We start from the raw sequence: 15,100 nt of genomic DNA on the forward strand, positions 1-15,100 counted from the left end.
CGGATCGAATAATTAAATAGGATACCGATATAGTTGCACAGCCGACCTTTCCGCGATGTAGGGTTATTGTCGGCGAATCGTCGGTGAAACGGAGTCTTAGTGTCATTAAGAATTCAATGTGGAAATATAAGGTAATGAAATTCCAATTCTTGACGCTAAACACACATGGTTCCGAAGAAACTTGCTTACATCGCCGGCCTTATTTCGACCCTTGCGGCATGTGGTGGTGGCGGTAGCGTATCGGCGCCCACGAATGCTGCAGCTTCGGTTGCGGTTCCGGCGTCGGTTGCCACGGCGCTCCCGGGCTACAAGATCTCCGTGTTTGCGCAGATGCCCGGCACACTGCGCCCCGATGACCTTCTCATGCACGGCAGCAACCTCTTCGTCATTGCGCAGGACAACAATAACAATCCGGACGGCACGGCCGTCGCCGGGACCTCGCCGCAAAGCGAAGTGATCGAATACGATATGAACGGGAATATCGTCCGGACGTTCAACGTACCGGGTCACCCGGATGGGCTGATGGAATACGATTCGCATACCGTGTGGGTCAGCACCAACGAAGACGCGAACCCAATGCTGATCGTGATCGACACGACCGCCAATACCCAGCAAACGCTCACCCCTGACGCAACGCCGATACATGGCGGGGGGCTGGACGACATGAAAATGCTCAACGGCGTCGTGTATGCGGCCGCCTCCAATCCCAGTGTGGGTGCCTCCACGGCGACGGCGCCCAACGGCGTGAGCTCGGTGCCGTCGGTCTATAGCGTGACGCTGAATTCAGATCATCAAACGTTCCATCTGACGCCTGCGCTGATGGGTAACGCAACGGCGACGAACATCCCCACCAAGACGCAAGTGACGCTCAATATGACCGACCCGGATTCGATGGCGATCGATCCGAGCGGCGATCTGGTTGTGGATAGCCAGCAGGATTCGGAGCTGGTGTTCGTCGCGAACCCCGGTGCGAATCAGTCGGTAAGCGTGCTGCCGCTGACGCTGTACGGCAACGCATGGCCGGTCGATGACACGCGCTGGGCGCCGTCGGGCAACTCGTTCATGTTGCTGGCGGACAATTCGGCACAGCTGGTCTATCGCATCGACGCGACCGCTGGCTTCACTGCCGGCACCGCATACAGCGCCGGCCAAGGCACGCTCTTGCAGGTGAACACGTCGACGGGAGCGATGACGCCGGTGTTCACCGGTATGAAAACGCCACATGGACTGATCTTCGTCGGTCAGTAAGCCGCCTGGCGGCGCCCGCAACGGCCCCACACACAACGCACCCAACGTTGCCATCTGCTCCGCTGCGGATTGGACTCGCCGTGGGGAAACCGGGTCATCAGGAGCCCCGTGGGCCACGGCGAGCTAGCGCGCGCCGTGGCCCTGAACCGGCTTACTGCTTCGTCAGCTGACCGTAGGCGATCACCGGATTGCCGGCTGCCTTGTGTTCATATTATTAGTTCGTAGTGCGGACTCTCAATGCCGCAATACGATTAATTGGACCTCGATATACTCTGCGAAAAATCGCGAAATCTTGTAAACGACAGCAAAAAAGGCTTTAACGTTTACTGAATAACCGCTTTTCAATAATGCAGGTTTGACGGGCAGAATTTTTTTCGATTCACATCGGCACTGGCACGATGCTTAATATTCCTAACGCATAGCACACACTCGCTTCAAATACGAACATCTGATTGGATATCAATGATTTGGAACAGGTAACCGGCTGGTACACAGGAAAAAGTCGAAACAAAACTGGCGCGCTGGTAAAGTGCCCGTGATTCCGTTGCTCCCCTAACGTATTCACCCACCCCACGACGCCGCAATGCCGTTCAAGCCAAATCAAAGAAGCGCCCGCGACTCGATCGTGCTCCGCACGCGGCATCTTCCGGCCGTCGTGGCCCTGAGCCTGTCCTTGCAGGGGTGTACGCTACGCGGTGCGCCGTCGTATGAGATCTTCGGCGCGTATTTCCCACTCTGGCTATTGAGCGCGGTAGTCGGGTTCGTCGGCGCACTCATCGCCCATCGGATCTTTGTCTCCACGGGGTGGGCGCAGATCGTCCCGTTTCAGCTCGCGGTCTGCGTGGCCATCGGTCTGACGGTCGCGGCGCTCTTCTGGCTTTCGGGAACAGGACAGCTCTTATGAAAATCGCCGGCTTGCGCAAAGCTTCTGTCAAAGGCCGCGCGATCGCGGGCGTAATCGTCGTACTTGGCGTCGCGGCAGCCTGGTACGGCTATGACCGGACCACCCGCTTTCCATCCACGGACGACGCGACGATCGACGCCGACGTCGTACACGTTGCGTCACCCGTCGGCGGCCGGATCATCCGGCTGGCGGTGCAGGAGAATCAGCGGGTCGCCAAGGGCGAGGTGCTCTTCGAGATCGATCCTTTGCCTTATCGGCTGGCGGTCGCGCAAACCCAGGCCGACCTCGAACTGGCCCGCGCGGCGCTCGAAACGCGGCGCAGGTCGATTGTCGGCGAGCGCGCCAATGCGGTCATCGCCGGCGACCAGACCGGCAAGGCGGCCCACAACTACGAACTGGCCTCGCGCACCGTGCAGCGGCTCACACCACTCGTGGCGAAGGGCTACGTGCCGGTCCAGCAACTGGATCAGGCGCAGGTCGCGCAGCGCGACGCGGCGTTGTCGCTAAAACAGGCGCAGGAGCAGAAGCAGGCCACCGCACAAACGATCGGCGACGAAGCAGGCGCCGTCGCCACGGTGCATGCGCGCGAGGCCGCTCTCGCACTCGCGCAGCGCGGCCTCGACGACACCGTCGTGCGTGCGCCGCAGAATGGCTTTGTCACAGGTCTGTCGGTGCTGGCGGGCGAGACGATCGCGCCGAATCAGTCGATCTTCACGCTCGTCCACGCGGACGAATGGTTCGCCGTCGCCAACTTCCGGGAAGGGGCGCTCGCGCGGATCCAGCCGGGAGATTGTGCGACCGTTTACTCCATGATCGACCGCAGCCAGGCGATTCGCGGCGAGGTGGTCGGCATCAGCGCGGGCGTGGCCGATTCCGACCGGATCAATCTGCCGCGGACCTTGCCGATCGTCCAGCAATCCGTGAACTGGGTGCGGGTCGCCCAACGCTTTCCCGTGCGAGTGCGGCTCGACGAGCCGGCCGCCCGGCTGGTGCGGATCGGTGCGAGTGCGATAGTCGAGGTCCGGCATGGCGCAGCCTGCCGGTGATCTTGCCCGGCCGGGCGCCGCCGACATCCTGAAGCTGCTTGCGCCCTATCCCGGGCGCGCGGCGATGGCGACCCGCATCGCGCTGATCTGCGCGTTGACGGCGTTCGTGACGAGCGCGTACGGCACACCGGAAGCCGCGATCTCCGCCTATGTCGTGTTCTTCCTGAACCGTCCCGACCGGGTCTCGAGCGCGGTGCTGGGCTCGGCCCTGCTCGTGCTGGTCTCCATGCTCATCGGACTGGTCATGGTGGTGGCCATGTTCGCGCTCGACGATCCGATGTGGCGGGTTGCGTGCATCGCGGGGCTTTCGTTCGGTCTGCTGTTCGTGACCTCGGCGAGCAAGCTGCGGCCGGTGGGCGCGATCATCGCAATGATCGTCGGCTTTGCGCTCGACGAACTCGGCAGCGTGCCGTTCGGCGAAGTGGCGACGCGCGCCCTGCTCTATGTCTGGCTGATGGTCGCGATTCCGTTCGGTGTCTCGATCGGCGTCAGCCTGTTGATCGCGCCGTCGCCGCGCAAGCTCGCCGGCCGCGCGCTGGCGAAGCGTCTGCGGCTCGCGGCCCGGAGCCTCGCCGAACCCGAGGCGGCGGCCGAGGCACTCAGCGCATGCCTGCGCGAAGGCGACGCGGAAATCGGCACGTGGCTCAAGCTCTCGGTGGTCGACGGGTCGTCGGTACGTGACGATGTCGGGCCGCTGCGGCAAGCCGTGTCATCGACGCTGGCGATTCTGGTCGCGGCCGATCTGGCGGCCAGCGAACCGTCGGGGCGGCTGCCGGCATCGTTCGCCGCGCCGCTTGCCGAGACGCTGGAGAACATGGCGCGGATGCTCGAGGCGGGCGGGTATCCCGTCGACATCGAACTGAAGCTGCCCAATGTGGCCGAACTGACGCCGCTCGCGCGACTCGTTGCTGAGGATCTGCGCGATGCAATCACCCGCTTCGCCGTGGTCGAAGCGCAAACCGATGTCGAAGGCAAAGGCGAAGGCGAAGGCGAAGGCGAAGGCGAAGGCGAAGGCAAAGGCAAAGGCAAAGGCAAAGGCAAAGGCAAAGGCAAAGGCAAAGGCAAAGGCAAAGGCAAAGGCAAAGGCAAAGGCAAAGGCAAAGGCGAAGGCACAGCTGAAAGCGACGCGCGAACCGCAACACAAACCCAGGCTCACGTCGAAGCCGGGACCCCGCCACCAGCGGCCGGCAAGCGCGGTGGCTTCTTCCTCCCGGATGCCTTCACCAATCCCGACCACGTCCGCTACGCGCTGAAGACCACCGCGGCGGCGATGTTCTGCTATCTGCTGTATTCGCAGATCAACTGGCCGGGCATCCACACCTGTTTCATCACGGTCTACATGGTATCGCTCGGCACCACCGCCGAGACCGTCGAGAAGATGACGCTGCGGATCGCCGGGTGTCTCGTGGGCGCGCTCCTCGGCACGGCGGCAATCGTGTTCGTGACACCCATGCTGACGTCCGTCGCCGGGCTGATGGCGCTCGTGCTGATCGGCGCGTGGCTATCGGCGTGGGTCGCTTTCGGTTCGCCACGGATGGCTTATGCCGGCTTCCAGATCGCCCTGGTATTTTTCATGTGCGTGTTGCAAGGCGCGGCGCCCGGCTACGATCTGACGCTTGCGCGAGATCGCACGATCGGGATCCTGATCGGCAATGTGGTCGTCTATCTGGTTTTCACGCGCGTGTGGCCGGTTAGCGTGGCCGCGCGCGTCGACACCGGGCTCGACGCGCTGCGGCAGCAGTGGGCACGGCTGGCGGCGCTGCCTGATTCCATCACGCGCCGCGCGCAGGCCGCAAGCGCCATGGCTCAGTGCGGCGCGCTGGAACAGGACATCGCGTTGATGCACTACGAGCCGTCGTGGGTTCGCCCCGAAGCGCAGTGGATCGCCGAGCGCCGCGGCGCGCTGGCCAGGCTCGATGCGCTGGAAGGGCCGATGTTTCTGCTCGCCGAACGTCGGCCGGGCGATGCCGCGATTGAAGGCTGGCTTAAACGGGTTGTGGGTGGGCCAACGGTGCCGCTCGCGCAGGACGCGGCTTTGCCGGTCGCCCCCAACGCGGCTTTACGGGAAGCAGCAGCCGACGACGACACACGCACCGCTTTGCTGCACCTCGGCGACGCCCGCCTCACTCAACTCGAACACGCAGCGTCGAACGACGCAGCGAAGGAACTCGCGACCCATGCGCCGGCGTAACCCTTCATTCGCACTGGCGATCCTGGCCGCAGCGGGTTTGGCCGGATGCGCCACGTCATCGCTGGACATGGCGCCGGACAGCCCCGACCGTCCGTGGCAACCGCAGACGGATGCGGCGGGCGCGATCGTGCCTGGGCCGGCGGCGTCGGCTGGGGCCGCACGCAGCTATCAACTCCCCGCGAATCCCGCCCTCGCCGCCGTGCCGCCTCCACCTGCGCTGGAGCAGGCGCATGCATACGACCTCCCCGAACTGATCGATCTGGCAGAAACAGCGAACCCGCTGACGCGCATCGCCTGGAACGACGCGCGCAATGTGGCGCTCGCCGCCGGCATCGCGAAGAGTGCGTACCTTCCGCAACTGTCGGTCGCGGCGATGGGGCAGTACGCCGGCCTGCATGATTCGGGTTCATCCGTGCTCGGCAATTCGTCGGCGACCGCAACGGGGCACGGCATGACTTCGGTGGTTGCGCTGCAATGGCTGCTGTTCGATTTCGGCGGACGCGCCGCGCGGGTCGAGGCCGCGTCGCAGGCATCGGTGATGGCGAACATCGGCTTCACCGCGGTCCACCAACAGGTGATTTTCGACGTCAGCGTCGCGTTCTACGCGTACCAGGCCGCGCGCGCCCGCATCGCCACGACGCAGCAAGGCCTCGACAACGCCGAAGCAATCCTGGCCGCGGCACAGTCGCGCTACAAGCATGGTATCGGCACCGTCATCGAAGTGGCGCAGGCCAGTCAGAATCGCGCGCAGGCCAGGCTCGCACTCGTCCAGGCCCAGGGCGCGGAAAGCAGCAGCTATCTCGGCCTGATTTCCGCAATGGGAATTTCTCCACTCTCGAAGCCCAGGATCGCGGAGATGCCGGCGCACACACTTCCAGCCATGACGAACGATTCGATCGACCGGATCGTGTCGTCCGCCATCGCCCGACGCCCGGACGTGTTGAGCGCCTATGCGGCCGAGCGGGTCAATCTGGCAAAAGTGAAGGCGGCCGAGTCGGACTTCATGCCGAAGGTATTCGTCTCTGCGACCGGGGCGTACAACAACGGCAGTTCGTCGATTTCGGCGGTTCCGGCCATCGGTCAGCAACTGCCGACAGTGAACCTGAGCGGCGGCCGCTACGGCGGCAGCGTGATCGTCGGCGTGACGATTCCGCTGTATGACGGCGGCTTGCGCTCGGCGGTGCTCGCACAGGCACGCAACGACGCGGACAGCGCCTCGACCCGTCTTACTCGCAGCCGTGAAGAAGCGGTCCGGCAAATCGTCGCTGCGCAAAACACGTTGCAAACGAGTCTTGCCGCACAGGCTGCGGCCAAAGAATTGCTTGCTGCTGCGCAGACGACTTACAACGCCGCGTTCGACGCCTATCGGCAAGGCGTCGGCTCGGTGACCGACGCGCTGCTCGCGCAGAATCAATTGCTCGCGGCGCAGAACGCGGACGCGGATAGTTACAGCAGTGCATTGTCGGCAGCGGCGGCGCTTGCGCTGGCGACCGGGTCGGTCGAGTCGATTCCGCTGCGGGACAACTGGTGAGGGCGTTTCGATTGCGCCAGGGTCCCGGTACAAGCATGTTTTTTGCTTCACGTAAGTACCTGTCGCAAGGCAACGGATAGGCGGGCAATCCGCCCGCCACGTAAGGGCATCTGCCCGGCCGACCCGCAGTGGAAGAGCTATGCGAGCGATCCATGACACGGTACACACGGTACGTATTGCAATTCTTGCTGGAATGATTTCACTGCTTACCGCATGCGGCGGCCATGGAGGCAGTTCGAGCAGCGGCAGTGGCACTGTTACTTCGCCGGGCGGCGTTAACCTCCAGGTCGTTTCGTTCGGCGACAGCCTGTCGGACGTCGGGACCTTTGCGCCGATCGCTAGCGCGGTGGGCGGGGGGCGTTTCACGACCAATCCGGGTCAAGTGTGGACTCAGGACGTCGCGCAATACTACGGCGGCTCGCTAAGCGCTGCGTTTACCATCGACATCACGCATAAGCTGAGTGCGCAAAGCGGCCTCGGTTATGCGGAGGGCGGCGCCACGGTCGCGACGCCGGCAAATCTGTACGACTTTCTTTCTGACGTGATCGGCAATATCGAAATGCCGGTCAACCAGCAGGTTTCGAGCTACCTGAGCACGCACGGAAGCTTCAATTCAAGTCAACTGGTGCTGGTCTGGGCTGGCGCAAACGACGTGCTTCGCGCCGGTTCGCTGCCGGCCGCGGCGCCGACCGTGCAAACGGCGGCATCCACCCTCGCGCAGATTGTCGGGCAGATCGTTCAGAACGGCGCTACTCATGTGGTGGTGGTCAATGTGCCGAATGTCGGCCTGTCGCCCAAAGGCATCACCTCGTCCGACGGCGGGGCCAATCTGACCCAGCTATCGCAACTCTTCAACGAGGACCTGAACGCTGCCTTGCAAGCCGATGGCCTGCAAGGCAAGGTCATCCAGATCGACTCTTATACCTGGGTAGACCAGATCATCGCGAACTTTCAGGCCAACGGCTTCGCCGTGACCAACACCGGCCAGGCCTGCGACCCCACGAAAACGCCGGATGACACCGCTTTGTTGTGCTCACCGTCGACCTACGTGACGTCCAATGCCGATCAAACCTATATGTTCGCCGACGACCTTCATCCGACAACCCATCTGCATGCACTGTTCGCCCGGTACGTGGAGCAGCAGATCGCCCTGAGCGGGCTCGGGCATTGAGCCTTAAGCGAACCGCTGCGTCATTTCAGGCTGCCAGCAAGAAACTGCCCCAACCGTTCGCTTTTCGGATTGACGAGGATGTCTTGCGGATTGCCTTCCTCTTCGATTTTGCCCTTGTGCAGAAAGACCACGTGATTCGATACGTTGCGAGCGAATCCCATTTCGTGCGTGACCACGATCATCGTGCGCCCTTCTTCAGCCAACGCCTGCATGACTTTCAACACTTCACCGACCAGTTCCGGGTCAAGCGCCGAAGTGGGCTCGTCGAACAGCATGACTTCGGGCTCCATCGCCAGTGCGCGCGCAATGGCCACCCGCTGTTGCTGGCCGCCGGACAGATGAGCCGGATACTTGCTTTCCGTGCCGGCCGTGAGCCCCACCTTGGTCAGGTACTTGCGAGCCCGCGTCTCCGCTTGGGCCCGGCTCAAACCCAACACGCTGACGGGCGCCTCGATGATGTTTTCGAGCACGGTCATGTGTGCCCACAAGTTGAAGTGCTGAAACACCATCGATAGCTTGGCGCGCATTTTCTGCAGTTGCCTGCGGTCGCTCACTTGCAATGCGCCCTTTCTGTCACGCTTCGTCTGGATCTCTTCCGCGTCGACGGTGATACGCCCAGAGCAAGGCTGCTCAAGAAAATTTATGCAACGCAAAAAGGTGCTTTTCCCCGAGCCGCTCGAACCGATGATACTGATGACATCACCGGCCTTTGCCTTGAGTGATACGCCCTTCAGAACCTCGTTGTCACCAAACTTCTTGTGCACGTCATCGACAATCAGCTTATACATTCTCAATACACTCCATCTTGGCTGCGGGTAGCCGGTTAATGCCCTTGCGGCTTCAGAAAGGCCAGCAAGCGTGTTTCCATCCGGCGAAACGCCCATACCAGCGTAAAGACGATGGCGGCATACAGCACGGCGGCGATACCGTATGCCTGGAAGGAAGCGTAGGTTGCAGAGTTGACGTCGCGCGTCACTTTCAGAATGTCAGGTACCGTAGCGGTGAAAGCGAGCGTTGTTGCGTGCAGCATCAGGATGACTTCGTTGCTGTAGTTGGGTAGCGCGCGCCGCAATGCGGACGGCAGGACGATGCGGGTGTAGAGCTTGAATTTCGACATCCCGAAAGCCTGCCCGGCCTCGATCTCACCATAAGACGTCGCCTTTATCGCGCCTGCAAATATCTCCGTGGCGTACGCACACTCGTTCAGCGTAAACGCGAGCAACGTGCAATTCATCGCACTGCGGAAGAAAGCATCGAGCAGTTCGTGCGAGTGCACAACCTGGAGGCTGTAGAGGCCTGTATAGCAGAGCAGCAACTGAACGTAGAGCGGCGTGCCGCGGAAAACATACGTATAGAGCCAGACCGGTCCGGAGATGAAGCGGTTACGCGACGCGCGCGCAACGGCAAGTGGAACGGCGAGACCAAAACCCAGTCCGATCGACGCGACGAGAAGCCACAAGGTAATGACAAGACCACCGTAGTGATAGCCATCGGTGTACAGATAGTTTTGCCAGTATTGCCTGACGAGTTCAATCACAGCGCTGCCCTCCGTACGCCCATCGAATAACGCTTTTCCAGCCAGATCAATACAAGGTTCGACACGGTTGTGATCACAAGATAGATCGCACCGGCGATCAACGTGAAGAAGAAGAACTGCAACGTACTCTTGCCCGCATCCTGAGACGCCTTGACCACGTCGGAGAGTCCGATGATCGAGACTAGCGCTGTCGCCTTGACCAGCACCTGCCAGTTGTTGCCGATGCCGGGCATTGCGAAACGCATCATTTGCGGGAACATGATCCGGCTGAATACTCGCCAGGAGCTCATGCCGTAGGCGTAGCCTGCCTCGAGTTGCCCGCGAGGAACCGCGAGAAAAGCACCGCGAAATGTCTCGGTAAAGTAGGCCCCGTAGATAAAACCGAGCGTGATGACGCCGGCAACAAACGGGTCGATGTCGATCTGATCGACACCCAGCCAGTCGGTCAGATTGTTGAGCAGGATCTGAATCCCGTAGAACAGCAGCAGCATCAGCACGAGATCAGGAACAGCGCGAATCAGCGTTGTATAAATCGTGCCGATGCGGGACAGCACCCGGTTGGGCGACAGTTTCGCCGCCGCGCCGCCCAGGCCCAGCACAAACGAAGCGGCCAGCGACAACATCGCCAGTTTGATCGTTTCCCACATGCCCGCAAGAAGAAGCGGGCCAAACCCGTGAAATAACATGCTTACGTATCCTTGATGGCGAGGCGTTTGAGCGCGCAGCGCATCTGTTCTGCACGGCTGACTTCGGACGCTTGAACAGATGACGCCGCGCCGCCGCGCGGCGAGTGGATCGTGTAAATCGATAAGAAAGCGCGACAAGAAAGCGCGCCGGGAAAAGCGCTTGGCTAGCGCTTAGCCGCCATAGACGTCGAAGTCGAAATACTTCTTCTCGATCTTCTTGTAGGTGCCGTCCTTGATGATGTCGGCGATGGCCTTGTCAAGCTTGACCTTCAGGTCGGCGTCGTCCTTGCGCATGCCGATGCCCGCGCCATTGCCCAGGACCTTCTCGTCGACGATATCCTTGCCGGCGAACGCAAAGCCTGCGCCGCGCGGTGTCTTCAGAAAGCCGAGTTCAGCTTCCACCGCATCTTGCAACGAAGCGTCGAGGCGCCCCGAGAGCAGGTCGGTATAGACCTGATCCTGGTTCTGGTACGGCACGATCTTTGCGCCCTTCGGCTCCCAGTAGGTCTTCGCGTACGTTTCCTGAATCGTGCCCTGTTCGACACCGACCGTCTTGCCGGCCAGCGCTTGCGGCGTCGGCAGCAGCGGCGAGCCGGCCTTGGCGACAAGGCGCGTCGGCGTGTTGAACAGTTTCGCCGAGAAGGCAACCTGTTCCGCGCGTTGCGGCGTCATCGACATCGACGACAGCACGCCGTCGAACTTCTTCGCCTTCAGCGCGGGGATCATGCCGTCGAAGTCGTTTTCAACCCACACGCATTTGGCCTTCAGGCGCGCGCAGATTTCGTTGCCGAGGTCGATGTCGAAGCCCGCGAGCTTGCCGTCCGTGCCCTTTGATTCAAACGGCGGATAGCTGGCATCTACGCCGAACCGAACGGTCGACCAGTCTTTTGCATACGCACCGGTTGCAATGGCGGCAAGGGCGATGCACAGGACAAACTTCTTCATAAACTCTCCAGAAACGGTCTTCAAGGCGCTGAACGGTGCAGGAGGCGAGCTGCCCCTAACTCCGTGAATTTTGCCCAGCGATGTTGTATAGACATGACGATTTTTTCTTCGCATGCACCTGAATCGCCTTATGTTGTCTAGACATCATAGTAGCGAGTCCGCTTTCGACACCGCAACTAGGGTTTGCGCGCATGATGCGCGATTTACGCACGAATTTACGGGAGTTTACAAATACCTGCGACAGATTGAACGAGCGCTCTCCGTATGAAAATCGCCGAAGTTGTATATACATATTACACTTACCAGCTTGCGTAATCCTGTATAGACAGGGTGTCATGTAAGCAGGGCCAGCCGGTGCAGACGATCGGCTGAGCCGTTCAATCAGGCACCCAGGCTGTCGTTCCACCGGCTTCAGCCGCCTGCAGAGATTCGATCAGCCGTCGCATTTGCACCTGCAACTTCTGGTTTCAGGCGAACGCGGCATAAGCCGCCACGAAGATCATGCGGATGTCCATGGAAAGTGGCAGGCCACGCACACGCAAAGAAACGCGGTCGCAAGTTGGAGGACCTGTGTCGGGAGCGATTGGGCCGGATCGGGAAACTGCGAAAACATCACCAGAATAGTGGCCGACTGGTACGGCCTTTCGACATTGTGCTGCCCAACGACTACAGTTAATGGCTTGTCTATCCGCCGGCAGCACTGAACCGCCCTAACGCCGCGGCTTTTCGCACATGGCTGTTGTCGGCGGCATGAGGAGACCGAAGTCATGGAACGCGCTGAATTTCTTGCCGCCACGCGACAGCTTGTAGCCGCCGCTGAGATTCTAGCCAAGGCCGGCCCCCAAGACTGGCGGTCCGATGCTTTCCAGATGCTCGCGTTCTTTCGCCAATACGACCATCCTGGTGCCGGTTCGAACGCGGTCGCAACGTCCGACGACGCGCTGTTCGCGCGCACGGGTCACGCCGCACTCACCATGGCTGGACGTAATGAGTTTGCCGCGTCGCACGCGCTTCTCAAGCAGGCTCAAGCGCTTTTGTCCGCTACATGAAAAGCAGCGGACACGAGCGCACCGAAGCGATTAGCCTCCCGCCCGCTTCGCGCTGTGGCCGCACTTTTTGAGCGCTTCAATAACCCGCTCGCAATGGTCACCCTGGACTTCAATTACGCCATCCTTGACCGTTCCACCAGAACCGCAGGCCGTGCGCAACTGCTTGCCTAGCAAGGCCAGGGCAAGAGGATCTAGCGCCAGCCCTTTAACGATCGTCACGCACTTCCCGCCCCGGCCCTTGGTCTCGCGAGTCACTCGCACCACACCATCACCTGTCGGTGCGGTCTTGCCGACCGTCTTGCAGACACATGCCGCGAGCACCTGACTGCATTTGGGACACATCCGCCCGCCATCGGTGGAATAGACAAGGGCGCCTTTTGAACTACCCTTCATGAACGGATGAGCCATCGTCTGTTACCTATATCGCGTTTTCGCGCCGCTTCAACGACGGCGCGCATTTCAAGCACCCATTCAAGACAGCATACGGCATGTCCCCGCGCGATCGAGGCCGACGCCGATGGCGTCGAGCTCAATCCCGGTCTGCTGGGTGCGCCCTTCGTGCAATCGATCCGCGCAGTAGACGCTGCACATGTCGATTGATTTCAATGAAGACCGCACTGCCAGCTTACTGTCGCAACGGTGACAGAATTATCGGAATCGCTCGGGACGGAACGGATAGGGATCGGCGAAAGGCTCGCCCCCCGTCATCATTTCCGCCAGCAAACGGCCTGTCACGGGACCGAGCGTCAATCCGTGGTGGTTATGCCCGAACGAAAACCACAGCCCTCGATGGCGTGGCGCGCGCCCGATGACGGGCCGCATGTCGGGCGTACACGGCCGCAACCCGAGCCATGGGGCATCATCGAGCCGGCGGCCCAGACCGAATATCGGCCGGGCGGCGGCTTCCGCGCGTTCCAGCTGAACGCCCGTCGGCGGTGCCTCGCGCCGGGCGATTTCCACGCCGGTCGTCAGCCGCAGGCGCCCTTGCATGGGCGCGACCACGTATCCTTTTTCCGTGTCGACCAGCGGTACCGAGAGCATCGGCTTCATGGCCTCGTAGTGCATGTGATACCCGCGTTTGGCCCGTAGCGGTATCCGATATCCGAGCGGCTCGAATACCTTGTCGGACCACGGGCCGAGCGCCACGACCACCTCTTTGGCGCTGATCCTGCCCTGCGGCGTCTGAACAGTCCATGCATCGGCTTCCTGACGCACCGTGACCGCCTCGCCAGTGAGAAGCACGCCGCCGCCCTCCTCGAACAGCCGTGCATAGCCCTTCGTCAACGCACCCGGATTGGAGATGCTCGTCGGGTCCTGCCAATGCAATGCCCCGCAAAATCCCGGCGCGATACCGGGCTCGCGCGCCACCAGTGCGTCGGCATCGTGCGGCGCCACACGCAGTCCATATGTCCTCGCCGTGACTTCGGCGGCTGATGCCTGCCGTTCATATTCCGCTCGCGTGCGGAATGCCTCGAGCCAGCCGCCGTCATGCGCGAGGCTCTGGAGGCCGGCACGCCCGATCAGCACATCGTGCTCGGCGACGCTTTGCCGGATCAACGGCAGCATGTCGCGCGCGGCCGCTTCGAGCCGCTCCGGAGACGACTCCCACCAGAATCGCGCAAGCCATGTCGCGAAAGAAGGCAGCGCCTTGTAGTCCCAGTACAGGTCGGTCGACCGATTGCGCATGTAGCGCAGCAGCGTGCCGAGATCGCGCGGAAAGCCGTAAGGCACCACGGACGAACTTTCGATCAGGCCGGCATTGCCGAAACTGGTCTCTTCGCCGGGGCCGCGTCGATCGATGAGCGCCACGCGACGACCGCGATCCTGCAGATGCAGCGCAGACGACACGCCGACAATCCCGGCTCCCAGCACGATCACATCGAAATCCATAAGCTCGCTCGAATGTTCATATCGGAACCCGATGCGAATCCGATCGCATCGGGTCATGAACCGGTTACTTCGCGATGATGTCGCGCTTGAAATACTTCTGCGAAAGATTGCTGAGCGTGCCGTCCTTCTTCAAAGCGTCGAGCGCGGCATCGATCTTTCCGGCCAGGGCCTTGTCGCCTTTGCGCAAGCCGAAGCCCGTTCCTTCGCCAAGCGTTGCCGGATCGCTAAGCGGCTGGCCGACAATTGCATAGTCATGGCCTGACGGCTTGTTCAGGAAACCATCCTCAACCGTCTGCGCTTCCTGGACGGCGGCATCCAGGCGTCCGGCAACGAGGTCGGCATACACCTGATCCTGGTCCTGGTACGAGACGATCGACACGCCGGCATTCGCCCAGTGGCGCTTGAGGAAATCTTCCTGCGACGAACCCTGCAGGACGCCGACCCGTTTGCCTTGCAGGCTCTTCACGTCCGGCAGCAAGGGGGAACCGCGCTTTGCCACCATCACGATCGGCACCACGTAGATCGGCGGCGTGAAGTCGATGGACTGTTTGCGCTTGTCCGTGATGTTCATCGCGGAATTGATGACGTCGAATTTGCGCGCCTGCAATGCGGGAATCAGGCCGTCGAACGAATTCTCCACCCACTCGCATTTCACGCCCATCTTTGCACACACCGCGTTGCCGACGTCGACGTCGAATCCCTGCAATTGCCCTGCCGGCGACTTGCTTTCGAACGGCGGATACGCGGCCTCGATGCCGAAACGCAAGGTGCTTTGAGTCTCGGCGCTGACGGTGCCGACCGACCCGATTAACGCAGCCGCGACGAAAAGTGAGAGTGGAAGCTTCAGACGCATGATGGTTCCCTATGAAATTGGGGTTCGCAAATTTAGGGTACGGGCGCTA

General features: G+C 61.5%; 14 protein-coding genes. 7 read left to right on the forward strand and 7 right to left on the reverse strand.

Annotated features, from left to right (window positions below):
* Positions 1-165: 165 nt before the first annotated feature.
* The 6 genes from AYM40_RS32275 (at position 166) to AYM40_RS32300 (ending at position 8,091) form a co-directional block, all read left to right on the forward strand.
* Positions 166-1,248, forward strand: a complete 1,083-nt coding sequence (locus AYM40_RS32275) for a hypothetical protein (RefSeq protein WP_063500046.1) — start codon at positions 166-168, stop codon at positions 1,246-1,248.
* 583 nt (positions 1,249-1,831) lie between these two features.
* The gene (locus AYM40_RS32280; RefSeq protein ID WP_236721013.1) at positions 1,832-2,152 is read left to right on the forward strand and encodes a hypothetical protein; all 321 of its coding nucleotides are present in this window, start codon (positions 1,832-1,834) and stop codon (positions 2,150-2,152) included.
* Complete coding sequence (mdtN, locus tag AYM40_RS32285) at positions 2,149-3,198, forward strand: multidrug transporter subunit MdtN (protein ID WP_063500047.1); 1,050 nt, start codon at positions 2,149-2,151, stop codon at positions 3,196-3,198. Before AYM40_RS32280 ends, mdtN begins: the two co-directional genes overlap by 4 nt.
* On the forward strand, positions 3,179-5,389 hold the full coding sequence (locus AYM40_RS42960) for an FUSC family protein (protein ID WP_236721014.1): 2,211 nt from the start codon (positions 3,179-3,181) through the stop codon (positions 5,387-5,389). The genes mdtN and AYM40_RS42960 overlap by 20 nt, the downstream gene beginning before the upstream one ends.
* The gene (locus tag AYM40_RS32295) at positions 5,376-6,920 is read left to right on the forward strand and encodes a TolC family protein (RefSeq protein ID WP_063500048.1); all 1,545 of its coding nucleotides are present in this window, start codon (positions 5,376-5,378) and stop codon (positions 6,918-6,920) included. Before AYM40_RS42960 ends, AYM40_RS32295 begins: the two co-directional genes overlap by 14 nt.
* Positions 6,921-7,059: 139 nt before the next feature.
* Positions 7,060-8,091: an SGNH/GDSL hydrolase family protein gene (locus AYM40_RS32300; RefSeq protein ID WP_063500049.1), complete on the forward strand. Its 1,032-nt coding sequence runs from the start codon at positions 7,060-7,062 to the stop codon at positions 8,089-8,091.
* Positions 8,092-8,111: 20 nt separating this feature from the next.
* Here AYM40_RS32300 and AYM40_RS32305 read toward each other — a convergent pair whose 3' ends face one another.
* The 4 genes from AYM40_RS32305 to AYM40_RS32320 form a co-directional block, all read right to left on the reverse strand.
* Complete coding sequence (locus tag AYM40_RS32305; protein WP_063500050.1) at positions 8,112-8,879, reverse strand: ABC transporter ATP-binding protein; 768 nt, start codon at positions 8,877-8,879, stop codon at positions 8,112-8,114.
* Positions 8,880-8,914: 35 nt separating this feature from the next.
* Positions 8,915-9,628, reverse strand: a complete 714-nt coding sequence (locus AYM40_RS32310) for an ABC transporter permease (protein ID WP_063500051.1) — start codon at positions 9,626-9,628, stop codon at positions 8,915-8,917.
* Positions 9,625-10,314, reverse strand: a complete 690-nt coding sequence (locus AYM40_RS32315) for an ABC transporter permease (RefSeq protein ID WP_063500052.1) — start codon at positions 10,312-10,314, stop codon at positions 9,625-9,627. Before AYM40_RS32315 ends, AYM40_RS32310 begins: the two co-directional genes overlap by 4 nt.
* A gap of 171 nt (positions 10,315-10,485) precedes the next feature.
* Entirely contained in the window at positions 10,486-11,259 is a 774-nt protein-coding gene (locus AYM40_RS32320) for an ABC transporter substrate-binding protein (protein WP_063500053.1), read from the reverse strand.
* A 767-nt stretch (positions 11,260-12,026) separates the two neighbouring features.
* Here AYM40_RS32320 and AYM40_RS32325 point away from each other — a divergent pair.
* Positions 12,027-12,308, forward strand: a complete 282-nt coding sequence (locus AYM40_RS32325) for a hypothetical protein (RefSeq protein WP_063500054.1) — start codon at positions 12,027-12,029, stop codon at positions 12,306-12,308.
* 30 nt (positions 12,309-12,338) lie between these two features.
* Here the strand turns inward: AYM40_RS32325 and AYM40_RS32330 are convergent, their stop codons facing one another.
* The 3 genes from AYM40_RS32330 to AYM40_RS32345 all read right to left on the reverse strand — a co-directional run bounded on the left by AYM40_RS32330 (position 12,339) and on the right by AYM40_RS32345 (position 15,051).
* A complete protein-coding gene (locus tag AYM40_RS32330; protein WP_063500847.1) occupies positions 12,339-12,701 on the reverse strand; it encodes a translation initiation factor Sui1 in 363 nt (120 codons plus the stop codon).
* Positions 12,702-12,956: 255 nt separating this feature from the next.
* Complete coding sequence (locus AYM40_RS32340) at positions 12,957-14,198, reverse strand: NAD(P)/FAD-dependent oxidoreductase (RefSeq protein WP_063500056.1); 1,242 nt, start codon at positions 14,196-14,198, stop codon at positions 12,957-12,959.
* Between the two features lie 64 nt (positions 14,199-14,262).
* Positions 14,263-15,051 carry an ABC transporter substrate-binding protein gene (locus AYM40_RS32345; RefSeq protein ID WP_063500057.1) on the reverse strand — a complete coding sequence of 263 codons (789 nt, stop codon included), beginning with the start codon at positions 15,049-15,051 and terminating at the stop codon, positions 14,263-14,265.
* Positions 15,052-15,100: the final 49 nt, after the last annotated feature.

It is taken from the genome of Paraburkholderia phytofirmans OLGA172, from assembly GCF_001634365.1.
Classification (GTDB): Bacteria; Pseudomonadota; Gammaproteobacteria; order Burkholderiales; family Burkholderiaceae; genus Paraburkholderia.